This is a genomic window from Cyclobacterium sp. SYSU L10401, from assembly GCF_010993705.1.
GTDB lineage: Bacteria > Bacteroidota > Bacteroidia > Cytophagales > Cyclobacteriaceae > Cyclobacterium.
The window spans coordinates 30990-56868 of record NZ_WOFO01000002.1 but is presented as its reverse complement, the minus strand read 5'-3'; the positions used below and the strand labels follow the sequence as shown (position 1 = coordinate 56868).

General features: G+C 45.9%; 19 protein-coding genes. 14 read left to right on the top strand and 5 right to left on the bottom strand.

The window, feature by feature from the left end; all coding sequences use genetic code 11:
• The 6 genes from GL182_RS05340 to GL182_RS05315 all read left to right on the top strand — a co-directional run bounded on the left by GL182_RS05340 (position 1) and on the right by GL182_RS05315 (position 7291).
• Positions 1-2298, top strand: coding sequence for a discoidin domain-containing protein (locus GL182_RS05340; protein ID WP_163378607.1), 2298 nt, complete (start codon positions 1-3; stop codon positions 2296-2298).
• A 184-nt stretch (positions 2299-2482) separates the two neighbouring features.
• Positions 2483-3091, top strand: coding sequence for a Uma2 family endonuclease (locus tag GL182_RS05335; protein WP_163378605.1), 609 nt, complete (start codon positions 2483-2485; stop codon positions 3089-3091).
• A gap of 574 nt (positions 3092-3665) precedes the next feature.
• Positions 3666-4277, top strand: coding sequence for a Uma2 family endonuclease (locus GL182_RS05330; protein WP_163378603.1), 612 nt, complete (start codon positions 3666-3668; stop codon positions 4275-4277).
• Between the two features lie 171 nt (positions 4278-4448).
• Positions 4449-4649 carry a hypothetical protein gene (locus tag GL182_RS05325; RefSeq protein WP_163378601.1) on the top strand — a complete coding sequence of 67 codons (201 nt, stop codon included), beginning with the start codon at positions 4449-4451 and terminating at the stop codon, positions 4647-4649.
• A 125-nt stretch (positions 4650-4774) separates the two neighbouring features.
• The gene (locus GL182_RS05320) at positions 4775-6001 is read left to right on the top strand and encodes an alginate lyase family protein (protein ID WP_163378599.1); all 1227 of its coding nucleotides are present in this window, start codon (positions 4775-4777) and stop codon (positions 5999-6001) included.
• Between the two features lie 39 nt (positions 6002-6040).
• Positions 6041-7291: an alginate lyase family protein gene (locus GL182_RS05315; protein WP_163378597.1), complete on the top strand. Its 1251-nt coding sequence runs from the start codon at positions 6041-6043 to the stop codon at positions 7289-7291.
• Here GL182_RS05315 and GL182_RS05310 read toward each other — a convergent pair whose 3' ends face one another.
• On the bottom strand, positions 7292-9970 hold the full coding sequence (locus GL182_RS05310) for a phosphoenolpyruvate carboxylase (protein ID WP_163378595.1): 2679 nt from the start codon (positions 9968-9970) through the stop codon (positions 7292-7294).
• 182 nt (positions 9971-10152) lie between these two features.
• On the opposite strand from GL182_RS05310, the gene GL182_RS05305 reads away from it, so the two are divergent.
• Positions 10153-11394, top strand: coding sequence for a Tm-1-like ATP-binding domain-containing protein (locus tag GL182_RS05305; RefSeq protein ID WP_163378593.1), 1242 nt, complete (start codon positions 10153-10155; stop codon positions 11392-11394).
• Between the two features lie 96 nt (positions 11395-11490).
• Here the strand turns inward: GL182_RS05305 and GL182_RS05300 are convergent, their stop codons facing one another.
• Positions 11491-13668 carry a carboxypeptidase-like regulatory domain-containing protein gene (locus GL182_RS05300; protein ID WP_163378590.1) on the bottom strand — a complete coding sequence of 726 codons (2178 nt, stop codon included), beginning with the start codon at positions 13666-13668 and terminating at the stop codon, positions 11491-11493.
• 184 nt (positions 13669-13852) lie between these two features.
• On the opposite strand from GL182_RS05300, the gene GL182_RS05295 reads away from it, so the two are divergent.
• Positions 13853-14710: a phosphoenolpyruvate hydrolase family protein gene (locus GL182_RS05295; protein ID WP_163378589.1), complete on the top strand. Its 858-nt coding sequence runs from the start codon at positions 13853-13855 to the stop codon at positions 14708-14710.
• Positions 14711-15122: 412 nt separating this feature from the next.
• A complete protein-coding gene (locus GL182_RS05290; RefSeq protein ID WP_163378587.1) occupies positions 15123-15875 on the top strand; it encodes an AAC(3) family N-acetyltransferase in 753 nt (250 codons plus the stop codon).
• On the opposite strand, the gene GL182_RS05285 is transcribed toward GL182_RS05290, so the two are convergent.
• On the bottom strand, positions 15872-19156 hold the full coding sequence (locus GL182_RS05285) for an amidohydrolase family protein (protein WP_163378585.1): 3285 nt from the start codon (positions 19154-19156) through the stop codon (positions 15872-15874). The genes GL182_RS05290 and GL182_RS05285 overlap by 4 nt on opposite strands.
• On the opposite strand from GL182_RS05285, the gene GL182_RS05280 reads away from it, so the two are divergent.
• From GL182_RS05280 to GL182_RS05265, 3 genes are all read left to right on the top strand, one after another.
• A complete protein-coding gene (locus GL182_RS05280; protein ID WP_163378583.1) occupies positions 19155-19292 on the top strand; it encodes a hypothetical protein in 138 nt (45 codons plus the stop codon). The genes GL182_RS05285 and GL182_RS05280 overlap by 2 nt on opposite strands.
• Positions 19293-19326: 34 nt before the next feature.
• The gene (locus GL182_RS24205; protein WP_240469643.1) at positions 19327-19776 is read left to right on the top strand and encodes an addiction module protein; all 450 of its coding nucleotides are present in this window, start codon (positions 19327-19329) and stop codon (positions 19774-19776) included.
• Positions 19777-20291: 515 nt separating this feature from the next.
• Positions 20292-21479, top strand: a complete 1188-nt coding sequence (locus tag GL182_RS05265) for a DUF4221 family protein (RefSeq protein ID WP_163378581.1) — start codon at positions 20292-20294, stop codon at positions 21477-21479.
• A gap of 1043 nt (positions 21480-22522) precedes the next feature.
• On the opposite strand, the gene GL182_RS05260 is transcribed toward GL182_RS05265, so the two are convergent.
• Both GL182_RS05260 and GL182_RS05255 read right to left on the bottom strand, forming a co-directional pair.
• Positions 22523-22705 (bottom strand): hypothetical protein, encoded by a 183-nt coding sequence (locus GL182_RS05260; RefSeq protein ID WP_154857585.1) that lies wholly within the window; start codon positions 22703-22705, stop codon positions 22523-22525.
• Positions 22706-22828: 123 nt separating this feature from the next.
• Positions 22829-24304, bottom strand: coding sequence for a hypothetical protein (locus GL182_RS05255; RefSeq protein ID WP_163378579.1), 1476 nt, complete (start codon positions 24302-24304; stop codon positions 22829-22831).
• A 135-nt stretch (positions 24305-24439) separates the two neighbouring features.
• On the opposite strand from GL182_RS05255, the gene GL182_RS24435 reads away from it, so the two are divergent.
• Positions 24440-25273, top strand: a complete 834-nt coding sequence (locus tag GL182_RS24435; RefSeq protein ID WP_317167786.1) for an NAD-dependent epimerase/dehydratase family protein — start codon at positions 24440-24442, stop codon at positions 25271-25273.
• On the top strand, positions 25270-25848 hold the full coding sequence (locus GL182_RS24430; RefSeq protein WP_317167785.1) for a hypothetical protein: 579 nt from the start codon (positions 25270-25272) through the stop codon (positions 25846-25848). Before GL182_RS24435 ends, GL182_RS24430 begins: the two co-directional genes overlap by 4 nt.
• Positions 25849-25879 lie beyond the last annotated feature (31 nt).

Below are 25879 nucleotides of genomic sequence, written 5' to 3'. Positions count from 1 at the left end.
ATGAAAGCTACCTTATTACTAATCACTTCCTTTCTTCTTCTGGCCACGGGTCATAATAACGCTGTCCTGGCGCAACAAAATTTAGCGCCTTCGGGCATGGTTTCCAGCAGTTCCTCTGTGGAAGACCAGGAGGCAAGGTTGGCCATTGACAACGATAGCCTGAGCTATTGGGAAAGTGCAGCCGGAGATACGGAACCCTGGATAGCAATACGTTTTCCGGGTGCTACTGAAATCGCCGGTTTCAAGGTGATTTTCCAGGAAGGGACGGTTCCTAACGAACGCTTTCATTTTCAATATTTACTAAACGGGGATTGGAGAAACCATCATTCGGTAAAAGAAAACCAAAACGATAAGCTCGCAGTTACCTTCGAAAAAGTATTGCTTACCGATCGGGTACGATTGATCGCTACCGATAATCAAGCCCTGCACATTGCCGAACTGCAAGTCCTTGGACAGCAGTATGTGGATGACAATGCAGGCGAAGTCAAGCCTCTGTTGGTTAATCAAAGCGGTTATAACCTGGGTAGGCCAAAGCGCTTTACAGCATCGGGCCTAGCAGATGAAACTCCTTTTTTGATACAGGAGAAGGGTAGTGAACAAGAAGTATTTTCGGGATTAATTAAAGGAGAAAAAGGTGATTTTTCGGAATTTGACCCGAAATCAACCTCGGAATATCTCGTAGTTTCGGGAGACAAGACTTCTTTTCCTTTCCGTATTGGTCCTTATTGGTTGGAGCGGGTTACCTACCGGAATATGGTGGATTTTATGCTGGATGCCCGGCATTATGTGGGCAACGTGGATGATATCAGACCCATATCCTTCGCCTGGAGAGATGGTGATTTTTTCAATTGGTCCATGCAGAGTCTTGTGGCCATGTACCTGTCCAATCCGGAAGCCTATGAAAGGATGGAAGTCACTTCCCGGTATGTTCCGAATGAATCTTTTCCGGAAAAATATCAAGGTTTATGGGGAAATTTAAAGCCTTTTGGACCGAATACTCCTGACATTATCCAATTGATCCATTGGGACGCGGATGTGAAGGTGTCACAGAAGTTGGACCATGAAATGCAAAAGGCCGAATTGGCCCATTTCCTCTATGCCTGGCCCTACCTAAAAAAGTGGTTGCCGGAGGAAAATCTTGACCGGGTGTATGAATATGCAAGTTCGGTTTGGGAGAAAAGGGAGGTTTCCGAGCATTCTCTTTCTCAATACAATAGAAGCCCAGAGCATAATTTGTTAACGCTTAAAACCCAATTGGGTACTACCAAGGGAGAAATGCCACCGGGATTTTCAGTGATCCCAAATCTCATGATGTATGAAGTGAGCAAGCGTCAAAATGAACCGGATGCGGATAAGTATTTTGATGCTGCTTATCGGCAGATGGCATGGATGATCCAAAACCTGGACTGGGAAGATCCCATGACCACCAAAGGGCAACGAATGTCCGAACACATGACCATGCGGGCATTTGCATACTTTCATACCCAATATCCCGACAGGGCACCGGCAGGTTTAATTGAAAAAGTGAGGGACTGGGCAAGAATAGCCCTTTCCCGCTCGGATAACATGTGGGATTTTAGAAAATACGATGAAACGGAATGGACTCCTCCCGGATGGAATGAAACCGGAAATATCCTGGGGTTTCCAGCGGCAGCTTTTGCTGCAATGACCCTGCTGGAGGACAAAGAGTTGATCCGGGATATGGAGGTGTTGGCCTGGTCACATTTTGAAAATGCTTTTGGCAGAAATCCTACCGGAAGGCATTTTTCATTTAAGGGCCCGCAGGAAATCGAAGGAGTGGACCTGGGATGGTACAGCAGGCATAAGGGAGGCATAGGCTTGCTGGACGAGGTCCCGTTTGTGTTTGATGGATCTCCCAAGTCTTTCCATTACCCCAACTATCCGGAGGCCGGAGACCTGGGCTGGACCGAAGGCTGGGTACAATTCAATACGGCTTTCAATTTGAGCATGGCTTACATGGCCAATTATTATACCCGTCTGGAGTGCAGGCAAAGCGATGTTGGTGATCTGATCATCCGATTGGAGGCTCCGGTAAATTTTTACCCGGATAAGGAGGAGCCGGTTAGGGTTTGGCTTAGCAATAAAGCTGGTAATAGCATCCCTGTGGAATTGAAAGAAGCCGCTCCCTTTTCCCTGGCAATGGAGGGAAGGATAAAAAAGCAGGATTCCCAACTTAGCGTCGGAGCTCATGTACTTCCTCTGGAAGAAAATGATCAACTTAAGCTGAGTTATGGCTATGGCTTTTTTGAAAAAAGTGTCCCGGTTAGTTGGAAATAATCAATCAAATTTAATAAGTATATCCAAATGCAGGAAAAGAAAGGCCCTGACAAAATCTAATATTCAACTGATTAAGAGAGGGTTAAACGGGTCAGGTTTCTTCTAGTCAAAGCTTCTTGTTGGTGGAAAAACGGTACAGGTTTGCGGATTTTAGTTACTTGATTCTTTTTCGTATTATAGTCAGATGAAGCAGGGAGAAGCGAAAAATGAAATTAGGGAACCCTTTACCGATTATGGAACGTATTCCTATGCCGATTACCTGACCTGGCAGATAGATGAAATGGTGGAGTTGATTAAAGGTAAAGTATTCAAAGCAGCTGCCGCACCGGGAAGAAAGCACCAGGAAGTCTCCCTGAAAATAGCTTCCCAGCTGTACTATTTGTTGAAAAATAAGACATGCAAGGTTTTCGAGGCCCCTTTTGATGTTCGGCTACCTGCTCATTCGGAAAAAAATGAAGACATCTTCACGGTAGTGCAACCCGACATCTGCGTGGTATCTGACAGGACAAAGCTGGATGAGGCGGGATGTATAGGGGCACCAGATCTGATAGTCGAGATACTCTCTCCGGGAAACAACCCGAAAGAAATCTATAACAAATTCATCGTTTACGAAGAATCCGGAGTTAAGGAATATTGGGTTATTCATCCTTCAGAGCAGACTTTACTGGTTTATACCCTCAGGCAGGGGGAATATATTCCTTCAAGACTTTTTACAGGAGGAGATATCGTATCTTCCAGCTGCATTGCAGGTTTTCACCTGGATGTAAGGGAGCTTTTTGAGGACTTGGATTAGGGGTGTGGTATTCCTAACCTGAGTTCGATTGTAATAGATGGCAATTTGGTTCGTTTGAACGGTTTTGTACTTGATTCCGGGCTTTTTTGGAAAAAATGTTCAACCCTCTCCGGGGTTGGTGGAAGGATATATCCGCTCATATACCCCGGGTTTCGCCCGGGGTTATTATTGTTGAAGCCCTCCAGGCTTCGGAGTTGATTAAAAGCTTTTTTTGGAGAAGGGATAGCGGACTTCACTTCATTTGATAGGACTAAAAAAAGTTAATTCTTTAAATGCCGTTCCATACGAATGATATTTTTCTCTGTAAAAGCAGGCCTGAAGGGCCTGAACAACAATAACCGTGGGTGCCGCCCACGGAAAAAAGCTAACAAAAACGAACCTTAAACCCCGGAAGGGGTTGAACCATTTTACGCAAAATAGATCGAACTTGGGTTCCGGCTAGAACACAATGAATTCGGCGAAACGATGAGGACTAAAATACCCTTTCCGGATAAGCTTAATTTGTGCCCATTAGTTCCCCCAACTGATATTGAATCGGCTATTTTTATTCGGTATTTTTTTGTATTTTGGTGAAATGGAGGAGGAAGAAACCAAAAATAAAATCAAAGAACCTTTTACGGACTATGGCAGGTATTCCTATGCAGATTACCTGACCTGGCAGCTGGATGAAATGGTAGAATTGATTAAAGGCAAGGTATTCAGGTCTGCTGCGGCTGCGCCAAGAAGGATTCATCAGGAGATCTCCGGAAAGGTTTTTAATAAGTTGTTTAATTTTCTGGAGAAGCATCCCTGCAAGGTTTACGTAGCGCCATTTGATGTAAGGTTGCCCGTAAAATCAAAGAAAAATGAGGACATTTATACCGTGGTCCAACCAGACATTTGCGTAATATGTGATAAAAGCAAATTAGATGTTATGGGATGCATCGGTGCCCCAGACTTGATTGTAGAGATTTTATCTCCCGGAAGCAATAAAAAAGAACTGAAAAACAAATATGAAGTATTTGAAGAAAGTGGAGTGCAGGAATATTGGATTATCCATCCTGACGAGCAGACCGTCATGACTTATACCCTTACCACAGGGAAATATATTCCATCCCGGCTTTTCACTTCAGGGGATGTTATTGAATCCAATAGTATCCCTGGATACCGACTTGATCTGGAATATGTATTTAAAGATCTGGATTAGTTTTTGATAATTTTCATTATCAAATTTTATGATGGTAAATTTATCATTGATTGGATAGTATGCTTTCAAATTCTTTACAATCAAATAGTACCAATTATCAACGGATTTTTTTAAATTGATAATCAGTTATTTTCTTCTTATTTTACATAATTCACCAATTAACCCAACACTATGAAAACCGCAGGCATCATTTTATTGATTTTAGGGGCCGTTGGCACCATTGTATTTGGCATCCAGGCGATGCAAGACTCAGAAAGTTTCAGTCTACTGGGTATGGATATAGCAGTCAGTTCGGCCAATTGGACACCTGTGATCGTTAGCGTCGTACTGCTGATCATTGGTTTGGTAATGACTTTCCGAGATAAAAAATAGGCCAGCTACTGGATTTCACCTTTGAAACCCATTGTAATTTTATTTTCTGAAATAGTATGTTTAATAGAATCGTTAAATCATGCTGTTTCATTGTTTTGAGCATTGGTAAAAAGTAATTCGATGCAATGGTTAAAAGAATTATAGTCTTTTGGATGCTCCTTTTCACGCCTTTTCTGGGGATTTCACAAAGTAAGGGCTTAGGGCAACTCATTATCCTTGAAGCAGATGTGCTCAAGGGAGTTAAGCAAAAATTAACCTCAGAACAGGATAAAGCTTTTCCGGTTGAATTAAAGCAACTGATGGACCGGGCTGATGAAAAGTTGACGAAGGGACCCTTTTCTGTGGTACATAAAACACAAGTGCCACCCAGCGGTGACAAACACGATTATATCAGCATGGGTACTTACTGGTGGCCTGACCCTGACACGGACGATGGGCTTCCCTATATCAGGAAAGACGGTCAGGCGAATCCTGAAATTTATGAATACCAGGACCAATGGGTGCTGGAAGAAATGATGAACGCCATGGAAGTGTTGGCCATGGCTTATTATTTTACGGAAGAAGAAAAGTACGGCGCACATGCCATTGCTCTTTTGCATAGCTGGTTTTTAGATCCCGAAACCAGGATGAACCCTAATTTGAATTTTGGCCAGCGGATTCCCGGAATTACAGAGGGTAGGCGTTCAGGTATCATTGATACGCGGAGTTTTGTGCTGTTGCCTGATTTGATCACTTTGCTTTCCGCTTCCAGCCATTGGCAAAGCTCCTACGAAAAAGGCATGAAGGAGTGGCTGGGATCCTATGGAAATTGGTTGATCACCAGCAAACATGGCAAGGAAGAAGCGGTGCATGGTAACAATCATTCTACCTGGTACTATACCCAGCTAATTCCCATGATGATTTATTCCGGTCAACTGGAAAGGGCTGATAGCCTTGTTCAAAGGGGCATTCCCATGATCATGGACCGGATGATCGCCAAAGATGGCGGTCAACCGGAGGAATTGGGAAGAACCAGGACCTGGGACTACAGTACCATGAACCTCAAAGCCATGCTTTATTTTGCAAAAGGATGCGAGTACCTGGGCCGGGATCTTTGGGAGTACAAAAATGAGGAAGGAGCCGGACTTAAAGAAGCATTGGCGTTTTTGGCTCCCTATGCAAAAGGTGAAAAAAGCTGGGAATACAAGCAAATTTTGGACCTGGAACCCGAAAAACTCAAAAACAGCCTTAACATAGGGGCTTTTAAATACCAGAATGAGGAATTCAAAAAGATAGCGGATCAGTTAATCACCGGAAATGGCGAATTTATATATTGGGATTTGGCCGAATATGATTTGATGAGTAAAGAGTAGCCATTTGTAATACCCGCATCCACCTAACGAACCAATGACATGAAAATTCAAAATAATTTGATAAACATTGCGTATCATCACCTGATCATTTTCCTGCTGTTGCCAACTTTTGCCCTCTCGCAGGAAGCCCAGCCTACAGTTGATGAATTCATTTTACTTGATGGGAAAATGTTGCACCGTGCGAAAACCCAGGTTTCCCTTGTTTCGGAAAAGCCGAAATTTCCAGAATTGCAGGCCCTTCTCAGGGAAGCAGATCAAAAATTATTGGAGGGGCCCTTTTCTGTTACCCATAAAACCCAGTTGCCTCCAAGTGGCGACATACACGATTACACCAGCATGGGTCCCTACTGGTGGCCCGATCCGGAAAAAGAGGATGGGCTTCCCTACATCCGAAGGGATGGGGAAATCAATCCGGAATATTACGAATACAAGGATAAGGAAGAACTGGGAAAACTGATGGGTGCCCTGAGGACTTTGAGTGAAGCTTACTATTTTTCGGCAGAAGAAGCCTATGCAGCCCATGCCATCAGGTTACTCAAGGCATGGTTTTTAGATCCTGACAGTAAAATGAACCCTAATCTGAACTATGCCCAGCGCATTCCGGGAAGGACGGAAGGCAGGGGGATAGGGATTATTGATACCCGCTCTTTTTCCGAATTACCGGATATGTTATTCATGCTTTCAGATTCAAAACACTGGAATACAGCAATAGAAAATGGCTTAGAGGATTGGATATCCCAATACCTGGATTGGCTGATCAATAGTGACCATGGAAAAGATGAAGCCGTCCATGGTAATAACCATACCACCTGGTATTTTGCCCAGGCCATTCCCCTGGCCCTTTATGTAGACCAGCAGGAGATTGCCGACAGCCTGGCTCAGGTGGGGCTTCCTTTGATCATGGATGAAATGATCGAGGCAGACGGGTCTCAACCTAAAGAACTGGACCGTACACGATCCTGGGACTACAGTGCCATGAACCTGCTGGGAATCATGAGCTACGCCAAAGCAGCTGACCATACCGGTTTGGATCTTTGGACGTACGAAAATTCAAAGGGAGGGAGTATCCGCAGGGCACTGGAGTTTATGGTGCCTTATTTAAAGTCAGGGAAAGATTGGCCCTATGAACAGATTCATGAGAAGGACGATTCCCGTTTGGCCAAACCCCTATCCATAGCAGCAAGGGTTTATCAGCAGAAAAGCTTTAAACTCTGGGCAGAGAAAATAAGCCATGATTCCGAGGCGTTTCTTTATTGGAACCTGCTAAAATACAAGGATTTGCAGCATTGATCAGCCCGTATTCTTCAGGCCGCTGGCCAGAGCGGTGGTTATTTTCAGCAAGCGGGTGACAAGAGGTGAGTCGATCTCTTTGGAAGCCCGCCAACTTTTGAGGTTCTTCAATTGCAATTGGTGCAGCCCGTGTAGTGCATTCTTTCTCCGCAGGATACTGTCCAGCAGGCTTGCCCTTCTTTCCTCTCTTTCCTTTCCCAATAATACTCCTATATGTTCCAGTGCCAGTTTGTGTTCTTCCATGATGCTTTTGGTGAATTTTACTCCGGTTTCCCGGTTTTCCACCAAGCCGGCATACTGGTTCATGATTTCTTCATCGGCATTCAATAAATTCGTTTCCACTTGTATCAATATATACCTTAATAAAGGCCAGGTTTCTGAATTTGATTTTAATTCCCGGTAATCTTCAGCATGCGATTTCTTTAATTGTTCAAAAGCTGTCCCAATACCAAACCAACCCGTGAGGTTGAACCTGGACTGGCTCCAGCTAAATACCCAGGGGATGGCTCTCAGGTCATCCAATGTTCTTTTTCCACTTCTCCGGGAAGGCCTTGACCCAATTTTGCTGAGTTCCAACACATCGATTGGAGTAGCTTGTCCATAGAATTCCAGAAAATCAGGATGGCGGACCAGTTCCTGATAATGATTTTGGGCCAACGCAGACAGCTTTTCTAAAGCCGTTACAGGATATTCCCGGTTTTTTTCCGGATACAAGGTATAGGAGGTCTGAAGTGCCGTGCCTGAAAAAAGCATTTCCAGGTTGTAGCCGGCGGTGAGGAGATTGGCAAACTGCTGGGAAATGGTTTCTCCCTGCACAGTAATTTTAAGGGATCCCTGCAGGCTGCCCGGCGGCATGCTTTCCAGAAAACGGTGATATTTTCCACCTCCCCGACTAATGGTTCCTCCTATCCCGTGGAAAAAGCGCAGATTTTTTCCATACTTGTTTCCAGTCTCAGTCAATTCCTGCTCGGCCTGATAGATATGCCACCTGCTGGCCATGATCCCCCCATCCTTATTGCTGTCACTATAACCCAGCATGATCTCCTGCAGGTTGTTATTTTTAGGATAGGCAGCATGGCTGAGGAAAGCTTCCAGAATACGGCCGGATTCCTGTAAATCTTCAATGGTTTCAAACAGCGGAACTACCTGAAAGTGATTTCTGTCCAAACCGGACTCTCGCAAAAACAAATAGACCACCAAAAGGTCGCTCAGGCTTCGGGTCATGCTGACGATAAACGAACCGATTCCATCAGCACCAAACTGATCGATGTGGTTTCTAATGACCTGAAAACAAGCCAATACCTTATCTGCTTCCGGACCAAAGGATTTGCCGGGGTAGGCAAATGGCCTGTTGCTTTGAAGTTCATCACCGATAAACTGTACCTTTTCCGCTTCCGTCCAGGAGGAATAAGGGCTTAAACCGGTAAAAGTGCCAGCGATGATTTGCTCCATGGCTTTCTCATGAAAGCTGCTGTTTTGCCGGATATCCAGGCGGGCCAGGTGAAACCCAAAACATTTGATCTGCCTCTCAAGGGGTAAAATAAATTGGGTGACCACATTTCCGGCATCTATTTCTAACAGGCTTTTTCTAAGGATATGCAGGTCATCCAATAATGCATTGGCATGGGGATAATTTGCTTGATCCCATCGCTGCAGGGAAGTGTTTCTGGCCTGCACCAACATCAGGTTGATAAATTGCCTCCAGGGTTCTCTGGGATTGCGGCTTAGGGCAGGCTCACTTTCCGGACCTAATGCCGCAGCTTTTTCCTGTATTTTTTCCTTGAAAAATTCCGGGACCGGATTCCTTATGGCAGAAAAACTCATTCTTGATCCCAATAATTCCAGGTTTCCGAGAATCAGGGATAAGGCTGTCTTTCTATGCTCCAATAAGGTGTTTTGGGTAAGTTCGGCACTGACATAAGGGTGACCATCCCGGTCTCCACCCACCCAACTGCCCAATTGAAAATCAGGAAAGGCCTCTGCCTCATTAAAAACGGAGGGGTCAAACCCCATGGCGGACCAGCTATCCATCAGCTGTTGGTCGGCCTTGAGCAGTGCTTTAGGAAAGACTTTGCTAAAATAATGCATCACGTTATTCCTTTCCATTTCAAGGGTAGGTTTCTCCAGGTATACTTCGCCTGTTCTCCACCAGCGCTCCAGAAGGGCTACTATTTCCCTTTCCAAACCAGTCCTTTCAAATTTTGAATAGGCATTGTTTTCCAATTTGACCAGGTTCAGGTAAATTTCCCGGTGAAGCTCCAGGATGGATTTTCTTTTGGCCTCCGTAGGATGGGCAGTCAATACCGGATAGACCTGTATTTGTTGAATGGCTTTCGCCATTTGATTGGCTGTCAAACCTTGCTTTTGCCATCGCTGCAGGGTTTCTCCCCAAGACCCCCGGATGGACCCAAAACCATTTTCATTGATCATCTTCCGGCGCATCTGAACCCCGGCATTTTCCTCTACTAAATTCATTAACTGCAGGTAAATGCTGAGGACCTGAATGTGCTTCTCTTCCAACTCTCCCGCCTCCAGATCGATTTCCATAGCTTCAGTTTTTTGGATGACCATTTTTTCCAAATCATGTTCACCTAACTGCTGCAATACCTTTCGGAAGCAGTTGGTCAGAAAGTCCATGTCACGTGAAATTTTTTCGAAGAGGGGCTTGTTAGTTGTCATCGCTGAAATTTAATGGTGTTTAAAAGTGAAGCTATAAATATAAGCCTTAGTGCCATGAGATAAAAATCAAAGCCTATTCAATGCTTTTGGTTTAAAGTTTTTTAATGACTGTATACTTTAATCAAAGGAGTAAAATGGCTACATTCAATCGTAATTTTACTTTGGATCGATAAAATCATCAAATGAATTTACCTTCAGCACCATCCATAGTGATCATGGGTTGTTTTGACACCAAGGCTGCCGTTTTTTCCCGGCTCCGGGAACAGATTCTGGCTACCGGCGAAAATGTTTTTTGCATCAACGCAGGTATCATGGGCTCTACGGATATTTTCCCCGTGGACCTGGAAGCTGATCAGGTAGCGGCATATGGGGGCAGGGCACTTCAGGAATTGAGGAGCAAGAAAGACCGGGGACTCGCCCTTGAAGTGATGGGAGAAGGATTGAGAAAAATTCTCAGTTCTTATTCCAGACAAAACAAGCTTAAAGGGGTGATTGCCATGGGTGGAGGAGGGGGGACCTTTCTCGCTCTTTCTGGAATGCAGGGCTTGCCCTTGGGTCTACCCAAGCTTTGTATATCCACCCTGGCCACAAAAGATGTTTCTTCCCTGGTGGGTCTGAAGGATATCGTCCTTATTCCGTCAGTCGTGGATGTGGCTGAATTGAACAGCATTATTGTGCCCATCATTGACCAGGCCGCAGCAGCCATTATGGCCATGGCGAGGGTGAAGGTGACCCAAATGAAGCAAGCGAAAGGTGTCATTGCCATCAGCATGTTTGGCAATACAACGGATTGCGTCAATGAATGTACCCGTATTTTGCAGGAGAAGGGCTTTGAGGTAATGGCCTTTCATGCCAATGGTTTGGGAGGGAAGGCCATGGAAGCTTTGATCAACGAAGGGGTTTTTGATGGCGTATTGGACCTGACCACTACCGAGCTGGCAGATGAGCTCTGCGGAGGAATCTTAAGTGCCGGTCCTGAAAGGTTGAATGCGGCGGTGGAAATGAACCTGCCCCTGGTGCTTGCCCCGGGATGCCTGGACATGGTTAATTTTGGCACCCAATCATCCGTTCCGAAGCCATACAAAGACAGGCTTTTCTATCAATGGGCTCCGGATGTAACCCTGATGCGGACAAATGAAGCAGAAAATATGGCGATGGCAAAGCAAATTGCGAATAAACTGAACAAAAGCCAGGATAAATCAAAAATAACGGTCATTACTCCGCTCAATGGTTTTTCCCAGCTGGATGCCCCCGGCAATATTTTTTTTGATAAAAAATGTACGGTTGCATTTGAAGACACCTTATCCAGGCAACTGAATCCGGAAATCACAACGAGCCTAATAGCTGCCAATATCAATGATCAGGCTTTTGCCAGGGCCGCAGTCGAACTGCTCTTAGGGATTTTGGAAAGGGTTAAACCTTAATATAAAAACCTGACAGGTCTATTTTCAATTAACTCTTCCAAATAAATAATTAACTCTTCCAAAGTTTTAAACTTTGGAAGAGTTAATTGATTTTCATCAATAAGCCAGCGGATCGGGTCGCATTTGGAAATGGTACACCTTGCTGGTGGTACCTTTTCCTCCCTCCATGTGAAAAGGTGTACGGGTACTGATCGTAGCCCAGATTCCCCTTCCTTTCCATCCTGCATCGGGATCATCGATACGTCCGTCCATCCATTTGGTATAAAAGCCCATGGGATAAGGAACCCGCAGCACTACCCACTCTCCGTCTTTTAATACCAGTAGGCCTTCTGATTCATTTCCTGTGTTGATAGGTATATTTTCTCCCAAACCCAAGGTATTGAATTGATCCACCCAGGTGTAATAGCTGGATTCGGCACTTCCCGGATAGTCCACTCCTTTCATCTGGGGAAGTGGTTCCGGGTAAAAGGTCCAGCCTTCGGGGCAGTGTTGTCCGGTGGCATCCGGTCCATTTAAAGGTCCACTGCACTTACTCCTGTCAAAGCTGGCCATGTGGCCACTGGCAAGGGCTACCCAGGCCACCCCATTCCGGTCAATATCCATTCCCCGGGGAGACCAACCCTCTACTGGTTCTCCCGCCTCATCCAGAGGTAATTCATAATATTCCGTCAGCGCAGTTTCAGAGGGATTATCACCGGGAACTATACGTACGACAGCTCCGGGGTAACCCAGGGAAGAACCCCAAACAGATCCATCTGCAGCGGGAGCCACTGCATAAAGCCCATTGGTAATTCTTTTGTCTTTTTTAGGATCTATGGCTTCATTGGGCTCCACATAAGCATCTCTTTTTCCATTGCCATTGGTATCCAGAATCAGGGGGGTCCATCCCTGAGAAGCGATTTCATCTCCGGTTTCAAGGTATTTTTTGGTGTCCAGCCAACCTACCGCCTGACCTCCGCCGCTGGTCCAAAGGGTGTTGTTTTCGTCTTCGGCAAACATCAGGTGATGGGTGCTGTATCCGGTACTGATATGTTTGTATGTTTCGGTCTCGGGATCATAAACCCCAAGATGACGGCTGGATCGGTTGAGCGGAAAAACTTTGGCGGATGGATGATCGGATCCTTCCTTAAATACTGCAGGATTATCAAAAGGACGAACTGCAGCCGTTATCCATACCCGGCCTTCTTCATCCAGCATGGGGTTGTGTACATTGGCTTTGCTGTTCCAGATGGCTTCTTCTCCCCAATAGGGGGAAGCAGCAGGCATCTCCGGGCCGGAGGCAACAGGGGTATTGGGATCTCTTACTGTCAGGGGTACCCTGGACGTGGTATGGTTTACGGGATCAAGCACGGGAAGGTAATCGGCACTGGCTTCCAGGGCACCATAAATCAGCCCATTGGCATTGACCGTCGGGTTTCTTCTGTTGGTGGAAACCAGGTCATGTAAATAGGCCTTGGGATCAGCCCAGTCCCATTGGGTGATGACCACATTTCTTTCCAGCCCTTCCGGCCTTTGGGGCATTTCCGGAATTTCCCCTTCTTCTATGCGGTCTGTCCAGTCCGCAAACATTTTTAAAAATCCCTCTTTCCCCAATTGGTGCAGGGAAGAGGTCATGCTAGCACCGGCCTGACCGGACTGTAACCTTCTCTCCCAGGCGGCCTCTGAACTTTCAATTTCCCTAAAACTGGGATGAAACTCCCGCGTACCCTTGCTGCCCAGTTGGTGGCAGGCCAGGCAGTTGCCATTTTTTATATTTCTCAGGTATTGGGCCTGATTGGTAATGCTGGGAGCTATGCCGTTTCCTTCAGGACCGGTTCCGGGGAAATGACTTTTATCAGGAACTTCCAATAGCGAAAACCAATACCCGGCAGGATAGTATTGTGCTGCCTCTTCCGGACTTGGAGCCGCTGTTGCATGGAGGTTTAATGATTGACCCGGTCTGGCCTTTTCTTTGGGTGAATCCACCAACCCATAACCCCTTACCCAAATATCAAATTCCGCATCCGGTAATTCGGGTATCAGGTACCTGCCTTCATCATCCGTGACCACGATTTTAGCATAGCGGGTGGGGAGGTCCAGGGTTTCTGCGATCACCCATACCCCCGCCTCAGGACCATTATCTCCCGTAACCACACCCGAAATGTCCGTTTCTCCTCTGGGAACAGATTCCTCGTCTTCCTGGCATGCCATAAAGGCAAATAGCGATAACAGCAAAACAAATGTTTTTAGTGAGATGTAATTTGTCTGAAGGGAATTGTTTTCTTTTGATTCCATAGTAATGTTTGGGTTTATATACTGCAAAAAATCGACACTAAGAAATTTCCTATAATTTAATCAAATTAAAAAAGCCAGGCAAAAGTTTGGAAAAATAACTTCTAAAAGCCTGCTGCTTCCTTGAATCAACGAGGCTTTTGAGGTAACTTGCTTTTTTAAAAATAATTTTAAATTCCAAAAAACCATGCCTAACCCCTGGACAGGTAAGGGCAACCCTTACAGCCGACAAGAAGTAAGGGATCGCCTGAAGAAAACCATTGATAATAAAAAAGCCATCATAGCTGCCGGTGCCGGAACAGGTATCAGCGCCAAATTTATCGAAAAAGGCGGAGCGGACTTGATCATTATCTACAATTCGGGCCGTTTTCGCATGTCCGGTCATGGGTCTACGGCCGGTCTGATGGCCTATGGAGATGCCAATGCGGTAGCCATGGAAATCGGTGAATTTGAGGTTTTGCCAGTGGTGGAAGAGGTGCCCGTGATTTGCGGCGTTCACGGATCGGATCCCCGACGAAGGATCTGGCATCATTTATTGAAGGTAAAGGACATGGGCTTCTCGGGAATCAATAATTTCCCCACCCACTGCATCGTAGATGGAAATTTCCGTCAGATATTGGAGGAGACGGGAATGAGTTTTGACAAAGAGGTGGAGATGGTGCGTATCGCCGATAAAATGGAACTGTTTTCCATTGTGTATGTGGCCAAACCCGAGGAGGCAATCAAAATGGCGGAAGCCGGAGCGGATGCCATCATTGCACACGTTGGCACCACCGTCGGGGGCTCCGTGGGGGTTACCGGCGCTTCCTGTACCATGGAGGAAGCGATTGACAAAACCCGTGAAATAATGGATGCCTGCCAATCCATTAATCCCAACCTGTTTTTCTTGACCCATGGCGGCCCGATCAATACCCCGGAGGACGTGCGGCAGGTGCTGGAAGCCACCGATGTGCACGGTTTTGTGGGTGCCTCTTCCCTGGAGCGTATGGGAGTAGAGCAATCCCTGCTTAACCTTACTCGTTCTTTTAAGCAATTAAGGTTATAAAAATAGACCTACTAAATTCTCAGTGGCATGAAATTGGATTTGTCTGTAGGACAGGGATAACTCAAGCGAAATATGGCGTTTTAAAATAAATGAAAAGACATTTGATTTCACGCAGCGCTCGCTGCGTGAAATAGTTACCTTTCACATGTCAATGGGAGACTTAATATTTAAATAACGCAGAAATCGGGATGACGGTATTTATTTTTAACTATTTAAAAATCAAAATATTAAAAAAATTAAAGAATGGCATCAAATCACCTCCCCCCTGTCTCCCCCTCCTGTTTTCAGGAGGGGGAGACAGGGGGTGGTAAAAATACGTCATCGGTAGGTGTTTCCTGTTCAGGATCGGAACTGGCTATCCCGACCTTCGGAGCGGGTCAAGTTATGACCATTAAGAAAAAATCATAAACACATGAATTGGAAACAGCGTATTCAGAAAGATCTGAGCCAGCTTAGGCTCGGCGAGGGAGACCATGTGTTGGTTCATGCCTCTTTGAATTCCTTAGGAAGGTTTCCAGACAGGGCCAAAATCGTCGTTTCGGCCCTTTTGGACTTGCTGGGGCCCGGGGGAACCTTGTTGATGCCTGCATTATCCTATCAAACGGTCACTCCGGAGAATCCCATTTTTGATCTGTCGAAAACACCCGCTTGTGTTGGTGCCTTGCCGGAGTTTTTCCGCACCTTTCCAGGCGCACAAAGAAGCATGCATCCCACGCATTCGGTATGTGCTATAGGAGAATTAAGCGATTATTTTCTCTCAGATCATTTGCTGGATGACACGCCCTGCGGTCCCCATTCACCCTTTGCCAAACTTCCTGAAGTGCATGGTAAAATTCTGTTCCTGGGTTGCGGCACCCGGCCCAATACCTCCATGCATGCCGTGGAAGAAAGGATCAAGCCACCTTACCTATTGGGCGCAAGGGTAAATTATACCTTAAAAGATCAGACAGGGAGGAAGATGTCGAAATCGTATTTTAGGCATGATTTTGCTGGATTTGAACAGCGCTACGAGCGGGTGGAAGGGCTTTTGGGATCGGATTCCTGCCAAAAAGGAAAGGTGTTGCAGGCAGCATCAGTACTGATGGATGCCCGGAGCCTTTGGGAAAAAGGGACCCTCCAATTAAAGAAGGATCCCTATTTTTTTGTAGACCGAAAAGGGTCTTAGTGCCTGCCAACGCCGCAGCCGCATCCGCTGTGCATGTACGTTTGGATGCTCTCGTGCCAGGGAAAGGCTTCCTGAAACAGGCGATTTTCCCAGTAAAAGGGCGGCCTCTCGCGGTTACGGTGGCCGATCTCGTTCATGTTTTCCGTTTCATACAGGCGTCCGTTGATCATGGTATGGCTGATACTTTCCGAGTGGCGGATATCCGCTAACGGATTTTTTTCCATAACGATCAAATCGGCCAGTTTACCGGGCTTGAGTGATCCCAGGTCCGCATCCATCCCGATATACCGGGCGCCGTTGATGGTGGCCGCTTTCAACGCCTCGTGGTTAGACATGCCCCCCTGCGCCAGGCTCCACAATTCCCAGTGGGCACCCAGGCCTTGCAGTTGTCCGTGACCACCCAGATTTACGGTGACGCCTTTTTTCGCCAGATCGGTGACCTGCCGGGAAGTGAGGATATGGCTGTTTTCGTAGGTTTCCTCCGGGACCATCGTGCGGTGACGAGACCGTGAATCGATCATTCCCCGGGGACTGAAGCGCAGTAATTTTTCGTTTTCCCAAACGTTTGTTTTCTGGTACCAGTAATATTCTGCGTTGATGCCGCCGTAGTTTACAATGAGTGTGGGAGTGTAGCCCACCTCCGTTTGGCCCCAGAGCTCCAACACGTCTTTGTACACCGGTGCGATGGGGATGTTGTGTTCGATCCCAGTGTGCCCGTCCTGAATCATGGAAAGGTTGTGGAAAAAGGTGGAGCCACCCTCCGGTACCACGTTTACCCCGAGTTCCCGGGCAGCCTGCAATACCTGCTGTCGTTGATCCCGGCGGGGCTGGTTATAGGATTTTACGGCTGTGGCACCGAAGGCCTTTGTACGGCGTACCGAAAATCGGGCATCTTCCAGCTTGTTGATGACCGCTTTGAAATCGCCATCCGCCCCATAGAGGATAAAACCTGTGCTGAAAATCCGGGGCCCTACCAGTGCACCACTTTGCACCATTTCGGAAAGGGTAAATACCGTTTCGGTATTGGCCGAAGGGTCGTGGGCGGTGGTCACGCCATAGGCCAGGTTGGCGTACAATTGCCAGTTTTGCTGCACGGTGAGCCCATCCCGAAAAGCGCCGATATGGGCGTGGGCATCCACGATGCCAGGCATGATGGTTTTTCCAGCCATATCGTAAACAACTGCTCCATCGGGGATGGAAACGGCAGCGGAGGCACCTACTTCTTTGATAGTGGAACCCTCGACGATGACCGTGCCGTTTTCGATTACTTCATCTCCTTCCATGGTGATCAGGGTGGCACCGGTAAAGGCAATGATACCTTCCGGCCGATCGACCGCAGCCTCCAATCCTATTTTTATCGGTTCGTTTTCGGTTTTTTCCTCTTTCCTATCTGATTGGCCCAGAAAATCAAAGTTTTCGTCCAGTCGCTTGCTGTGATAGGCATCCCCCAGCGTCCAAAAAATGCTCTCACTGTCTGGAGGCCAGTGCAGGTTTAGGCCGGCATCTTCGGATAGTTGGGCCACCGGCAGGGATTTGGTTTTATCATCCAGGTTGACCGTTTGTCCATTGAGTACAAGGGGTGCCAGGTAGGCTTTGTGCAAGTGGATAAAGGCTACCCATTGGTTGTCCGGGCTGGGGACGAGGCGGTTGGCGTATTTGGATTCAATGTGTGTGCGCTCGTCCTGTCCGTTAAGGTCTACGGATTTCAGGCTTTTGGTCAGGTTTCCGAAGAACTTTCCGCCGGTCTGAAAAAACACCCGTTTGCCTTCTTTGGTAAATACCGGGAAATCGCCATTTTCTACCAGCTTTTTGGGCTCCCGGGATTCGCGATCCATCAGGTAGATGCCGGGATTTTTGGTAAAGGTACGGCCCTGGTCCAGGTTTCCCGGTTCCTTCCGGTAAAGAATTTGGGACCCATCCGGAGAATAGGAGGGATTTCTGTAGATTCCTCTTTCCTGGCTGAGGGTGGTTATCCGATTATTGCTCAAATTCACTTCTTTAATGGCTCCTTTATTCAGGTCATTCCAGGTTACAAAAAGGAGTCTGTCCCCTCTCGGAGAAAAGGCAGGTTCTGCTTCAAAGTCCGTACCCTCCGTAATTCTTTTCGGTTTTCCATTTGGCAAATCTTTGATCCAGAGATAGCCCAATGCCCGGAATACGAGTTGCTGGCCATCCGGCGAAGTGACTGCATCCCGGATCATGCGGGGGGTGAAGGTCTCCCTTGCGATGGGATGGCTGAAATGAACCCGTTCGGCTACCGGAATAGCCACTTCTACCGTAAAAGGGATGCTGCTTTGGTCCAGGTTTTCGGTATCGATTTTCTGGATTTTCCCCTTGGCCCAAATAAGAATCTGCCGGTTGTCGGGCATCCAGGCGAATCCGGGGTATACCCCAAAAATAGCCCAGGCGGTTTGTTGATCTTTGTTTAGTTCATCATAGACCGGCCATTCTTCCCCTGTTTCCAGGTCGTGGATGTAGAGCACTGATTTGGTTCGGACTCGTTTTACAAAGGCCAGTTTTTTTCCATCCGGAGAAACCTGGGGCCGGGCCGCACCTCCGGGTCCTCCGGTGAGGATTTCCGTTTCGCCCGTTTCAAAATCGTAGCGTTTGATCACATAAATCTGCCCATTGGGATCCCGGTTGTATTCAAAGCTGCCCCCGGGGGCCATGTCTTCGCTAAAATACAGGTACCTGCCATCGGGGGATACGCTAGGTTCATTGACGTCTTGCTGATCGTTTTTACGTTGGGTAAGCTGCAAGCCTTCTCCGCCGGAAATATGGTACTGCCACATTTCTCCGGCACCCAGCGATCGACCGGAGGTAAAGTGTTTTCGGGCCACCAGGTAGTTGCCATCCGGCATCCACACCGCATTATTGAGCAGGCGGAAGGACTCTTTGGTAACCTGACGGGCATCGCTGCCATCGGGCTTCATCACCCAGACGTTGTCCCCTCCTCCGGCATCAGATGTGAAGGAAATCCATTTCCCGTCCGGGCTAAAACGTGGCTGAACCTCAAAAGGCAAGCCGGATCTCAGGACAGTTGCGGTTCCTCCGGAGATCGGCATGGAGTAGATATCTCCCAACAGGTCGAAAACAATGGTATTCCCATCAGGGCTGACATCCAGGTTCATCCAGGTGCCTTCATCGGTGGTAAAGGCTACGTTTTTAAATTCCCAATTTCCTTCGGGTGCAGCTACCTGCCAGTCGGTTTCTTCCTGGGCCAGGATAGGAAAGGTGATGAATAGGAGTATAAAAGTTGTTTTGATAAGAATACTACGCATGAAATTCCGGATTATTGATTTGGAGCGTAAAGATAGGGAGAAATTGCTGGTCTGCGATTTTTTTGGTGAACTTGGAGGAACGGAAAATGGCGGTACAGCAACACCGCCCGTCGGGATGAATCAAATCCATAAATAAATCGTTAACTTTACTGTGTAAAATGATGATAGGTATGGACGTTAAATCTATTAAAATCGATCTTATCCACTGGCTTACCGAGCTCCAGGACATATCCGTTCTTAAAGAACTTCAAGGTCTAAAAGAAGCGCAGGAAAGTTCTTTTGAATTAAGTGCAGAACAAAATAAGGAGCTGGATAGCAGGCTTGGAAAGTATGAAACCGGGGATATGAAGTTTTCTTCATGGGAGAAGGTAAAGGAAGGAGTAATTATTATGGGAGCAATAGACATAAAACAGGAATTAAGGACGCTGATCGAAAAGGAGAATGACCTTCATGTGTTGGAGGCGATTAAAACCTTACTTATAAAGTCCAGTTTAGATCCGGTCCTTAAAGAGAGACTGACCTCCAGGGCATTAAAAGCCGAAGAAGATATCCGGACAGGTAGTGTATATACAAGGAAAGAGTTAGAGAAGAAGTTGGACGACAGTCCCCGGAAAAAATGAAAGGATAACCAACCTCCCGTCAGAATAAACATTGAACCAACGGCAGATTTTTCAGATTAGGCGGTTTTTGTCATCAGTCGTCAGCAAAATACGCTCCTTTTTCATACCTATTGGCGGATTAATTTTTACGGATACTTTTCAACTTAAAATGAATAAACTATCTTTATGGTTGACGGATGAAGCAAAACGTTCTTTGTTTACCTCCCACCAGGCCCAGGAAAGTGGTCAACGGAAAGGCTTAGAATCATTGAAATGGTGGTGCGGGGCCTAAGCGTTTTTAATTTATTCATAAGTTTTCCTGATGACAAAGGTAAACGACCCGAAAACATCTTCAGCCAGCGGACCCATTTTCCTGATGCGTTGGGGGAACAGGCGAGTACTGCTTAAAATTAATCCGTCAAAGGAGGTAGTCAATAAATGAAAGGCTGTAAAATGGAAGCACTTTAAATGTATGAGTAGTTGATATGGAAATCACTTAACCAACGGAAGAAATGCCAAAGGTAAATTTGAATTGGTTGGAGCTTATTAAAGAGCGCTTACATTATCTGCGTCAATCGGGTGAATTATATAAATTCTGGAATTGGAAGTATTTCTTATTTTCAGTACTGTTTTATCTGTCCTTATCTTGTCAGGAGAGGAGTACCGAACAAGGTAGTCAGGTCATTGAATATTCAGTAGATACAGTTCTCATAGACTCAAAAGAACGGATCTTGGATTTGAGAGGAAATTTGATGCATTTAACCTTGGATGATGAAAGAAAATCGTTTTTTCTGTTGAATCACTTTGATCTTTCTATTGACGAAATAGACCTTGATCGGCATGTATTTGTCAAAACCTATCGATTGGAGCCTGAAGGACCAAATGGTGTAGGGGATTATATTTATAGTCTTCAATCGATGAATGACAGCTTATTTTTCACTAAATCAATTACCGGCTCCTCATTGTTCGATAAAGATGGCCACATAATTGAAAGAATGGTCTGGGAAGATCCAAGGGATTCAAACGGTTTGAAATTGACTCAATTCTATAGAGGAAAAGAGCTGGTGTCCGGTACCGATGATTTGAAAGTGTTCGGGGTAAATATTGACTCTAAAAATGGGAAAGTTTATTTGGATGTCCTTTCAGTCAAAGAAAATACAGTAAAAACTTTTGATGACCCTGAAAACTCTTATCATGATTTTATACTTAGGTGGGATGATAACGTTTTTCCCCCGGTGGTCGAACTCAGCTCGGACAAGAATTTTATTCAAATAAGCCATGAATATTCAAATGAAATAATACTTTATAATCCGGAAGGAGAATTTGTGAAAGTTGTCTACTACGAGCCACAAAAGACACCTAAACGGGCTAAAACCCCTAACGGTCCAGAAATCAAATCCAGGGGTCGGGCAGGGAAAGATTATCAGCGTATTTTGGAGCAAGTCCGGTTTGAATCCCCGGTGTGGGATAGTGTAAAAAAGCGTTATTTGCGTCTGTCTGCCAGAAGAACATTCACAGATACCTACATTGATGATAGTTTTCTCCCGGAAATAAAAGAGGAAATGGTATTTTTGACAATTTTTGATGCAGAGTTTAATTTGATTTCGGAGATGGAAATTGATGAATTGGATAATGAACGAGTAAAGTATTTTGCCAAGGACGGGAAGCTTTGGGTATGTCAGAATTTTTCGGATGAACTAGGATTTGTTGTCTTTGATCTGTGATGCTGATGATTGCTTGCCTATCCCACCTTTTTCCGAATAAGCCCTATTTTATCCGGAAAGGATTGATCATCTTTTAATTTCAGTTGTATGGAATGAACGGGTTCTAAGGTGTAAAGCTAGCGATACGGAGAAATATCCATCATGGCGGGCACCAAATTGAGCCTTCCTTAAAGGGAAATTGCACCAGGTGCATGGGTAAGTTATGGCCGGATTTAGTAAGAGATAGTCGATTCGTCTGTTTCCGAAAGGACCCTCAACAAGAGTATACTGTAAATTTTTTGGAATGTAATCAGCCATATATTGAGCTAATCTAAGCTTCCTGTTAATTCAAATGAGATATCGTTAGTTTTCCATTGATGGATTATTTCTTTTAATGAATTTAGATGACTCTTAGTAAGAAGTAATTCGTATTTTTTGCTGTGTTCCGGATAATTTATAGACAAATAATTTCCTGATCCATCGTCGGGAACCACCGATTTTGGGTTTAATAAATCGTATTTTCCTTTATATCCGTAATATTTTAAGTGAATACTCTGAATTTTGTTAAGGAGGAATTTAATCTCAGATTCTTCATTCTTAAAAATAATTTTTTGAGAGTCAAAAAATAGGAAACCTCTAATGGTAAATCGTTTTGAAAACGTAATTAAAAGCAATGAGGAGAAAGAAATTAAAATTAGCATGATAAAAATGACATTATTGTCAATAAATATAACCAAAACGAAAAATAAAAATAAAGAAATAATGAATACCGTCCTTAATATCTTCTGAAGTTGGGGTCTTTTTTGGTCGACGACGGGAATTTTCACAGAATGTTCCATGGTGATATTTTCAGATGGCCTTTAGCTTTGCGTTTTTGATCATAACATTAAGTAGGTAAAGGATATACTGCTTGTCAAGTTCGGGGAAATTTGCGATTCCGTTAAGGTACCTCATCATGGATGGGTTCTTGAGAAGTTACAGTCTCTTCAGTTTCCCAGAGGAGATAGCCTACCGTGGAATGTAGCACCTCGGCCAGGTGTAGTAGAAAGGAGCAGAAGCTAATACTATTCCCACTCATCTCTCATTTTTTTCTGAATCTCCAAAGGATCTTCCTTCAAGCTAAGTGTCCCACAATATTTATAGGCATCAAATTTCTTTTTGCGCTTAATTTTAGAAAGTGCTTTTTCAACCTCCTTTTTGTCAGAACCCTTTTTTATGATTGTAACCATATTTTTACTATTTGCCAATTAAACGATTTTCTGGTTAATTTGATTCAAAATTTAGTTTTATGAAAAAGGAAAGAAGCTGAATATCCAGACAAAGAAATCAAGGTAGTTAATTTTTTTATCCCGACGGTATTGAAAATTTTATTAATTCACCTTTTCCATATGAACAATCAAATGAGGAGAATCGGCAGGTATCCGGACTGACAGCCGTTTGGTGGAATGTTGGATGGTTTCTTCCTTCATTTGCAAACCGGTTGATGGATTGATCCATGAAATTTTCCAACTGCCCTCAGGCAGCTCCAGGTCCATGGTGGCATTTGCTTTCCCATCCAGCAATTGAATCGCCAGAACATCCAGCCCATTACTGAGTACGTTGGCAGCCATCCCATCGGGTAAGGAGGAAAGGAGCTCGGGATGGGGAGATAATTCCCAGAAGGGCAGTCCGGATACAAATTTACCCAGGCGCAACATGGCTGCGTGCTGGTAGTCCACTACGGAAGCTGGGGTTTCGGCTGCCGGCCGGTGAAAGCGGGTACTGGCGGTACCGTTGATAAACCGGCTCCAAATGACGATGTCTCCACCATTTTCATCCCGGGTGTAGTCCTTGGAGACCAGCAAAGGCTTGACCTGGCCGTTTGCCTTCATGGCTTCCCGGTACTGCCTGATTCGCTTTCCTCCTTCGATGGCCTGGGCTTGCGGACTGTTGAATTCATGCCCCGAAACCCCCTGGGAAATATCCACAAATCCATATAGCTCATCCAATGCCAGGGTCATGGGGTTGAAGTCATCCTCACATTCCCCTCCGCCATCCTTCCTATTGGTAGAGGGCATGTCTCCGACCATCGGAAACTTCTCTTTCACATAACCCGCCCAAAAGCGACTCCATTCCAGATCTGCCCGGCTTTCATTGTTGACGTTTAGCAGGATATGGGGATAGGGCTCGATGATGCCTAAAAGCCGGTCAATATATAGTTTTTGATAGTGAAATACCTCCTGATTATTGGATTTTGATGGCAGGGTCTGATAGAAGGGTGCGGCACAGGCCAGGGTACTGGCAGGTAGGCTTTGCTCATCGTAGTAGATGTTGTTGTTGGGGTTAAAAGGATGCCCGTTCCAACCAAAATTATCCCCGGGATCATAGGCCCCTTCCGGACCACGGGTGACGGACCAGTCATCCCACAGTTCCAGAACGACGATGATTCTTTTTTTCAGGGCACTTTCCAACAATTTTTTTAGTCGGGTTTCCCATTCCACAGAAAATTGACTTAAATCGTACCTGCCGTCAGCGTCCTGTTTCCATGGCTGCAGCACACGCTTTACGGTGCCGTCATGCAGGTGGTTCATGGGGTCATAGGGTAGCCAACGGACCAATCCCATGATGTGTGGGCTGTTGATTTCATCGATCAAATTGCCCATTCTTTCCAATTGTTGCTCCATCTGGGCGGTTCCGGGACGACTGACGGGTGCCCAGCTGTGGAAGCCAGCTGCCCCGATCAAAAATACCGGCGTACTTCCCCAAGAGAAATAATGGGGATTTTTAGCATGGGGCTGAATTTGGTTTTGGGCAGGGAGGGAGCTGCATGTCAAACATAGTAGGGCAATCAAGAAGAACCGGCTCATTTTAGTTGGGAATCAGTTATAAGAAAGATGAAATCGAATTTTTAAGATAAATAAATCCCGGTAGCAATAAAATACATTTATCGCATTACCTTAATTCTTCATCAACAATTTGGGTGAACGCCAGTTAGGTAGTCAATGGAAAACGGGAAAAAAAAGGTGCTGGCCATCGCCGGTGCGACGGGGTATATCGGTCGTTGGTTTATGGAGCGATTTAAGGACAATTACCATATTATTGGTTTGAGCAGGAGGGAGGTACAGGACAATCCCTATCCCGAAATCGAATGGCGGCAGGTGGAATTGTATTCGATCAGTTCTACACAAAAAGCCCTGGAGGGAGTTGATTATGCGCTGTATCTGGTACATTCCATGAATGCGTCCACCCGTTTGAATCAGGGGAGCTTTGAGGATACGGACCTTTTGCTGGCCGACAATTTTGCCCGGGCAGCTTCGGCCAACGGGGTCGAGCAAGTGGTTTATTTGGGAGGCATTCTGCCAAAAAACGAACCGGAGAGCACCTGGTCCCGGCACCTTAGGAGCCGCTTGGAAGTAGAAAAAACGCTGGCTTATGGCACTGCTGCCCTCACGGCCCTCCGGGCGAGTATCATCGTGGGTCCCGGTGGATCTTCCTTCCAAATGATCAAAAACCTGGTCGAAAAATTACCGGTAATGATCTGTCCGAAATGGACGGAATCCAAAACCCAACCCATCTCCCTGCAGGATACGCTGACCATTATTGACGGCTGCCTTGGAAATCCGAATGTCTTTGGAAAAGCCATTGAAATTGGCTCCCCGGAAGTCATGTCTTACCAGGAGATGATGCTGAAAACCGCCGCAGTGATGGGCAAAAAGCGGTATATTTTTTCCGTGCCGTTTTTTCCCCGGGCCTCTCCAAACTCTGGGTGGGCTATTTTGGCGAGAGTCCGGCGCAGTTGGTATCCCCACTGGTGGAAAGCCTCAAACATACCATGACCGTCTCCGATGAATTGGCCTTTCGGGAATTTCCCATCGCGTACCAGTCGTATGAGGAATCGGTGAATATCGCCTTGCGTTCCGGACGGGAACCGCTGTTACCAACATTTATACCCCTGGGTCGTCGGGAAAATACCGTAAGAAGCATTCAGCGGCTTTCCAATACCTTTGGTAAAAGTGCCTATTGGGCTTCCAATCGTTACAAAGTTTGGCTGCCAACGTTTTTCAAATCGATTGTCAAGGCCCGGGAAAATCGGGAAGGCGTGGTCAGTTTTTACCTTTTTTTTATCACCGTTCCCATGTTGCAACTAAGCTGGATCAAAGACCGAAGTGAGAAGAAAAGGCAATTGTTTTACATCAGTGGGGGCTGGCTGGTCGGTCGTCCGGATTACGGATGGCTGGAATTCCGAGAAGTGCTGGGAGGTAAGTACATCATTACGGCCATTCACGAATTTGTTCCCAAAATACCCTGGTACCTGTACGTCTCTACCCAGGCGCGCCTACATCTCTGGGTGATGAATCGCTACGGTCGGTACCTGCAAAAACTTGGTCCACGTGCTGCTCCTTTGCGTTGATAGGGTTGTTATTTCCTTGCTGGTAACTTCT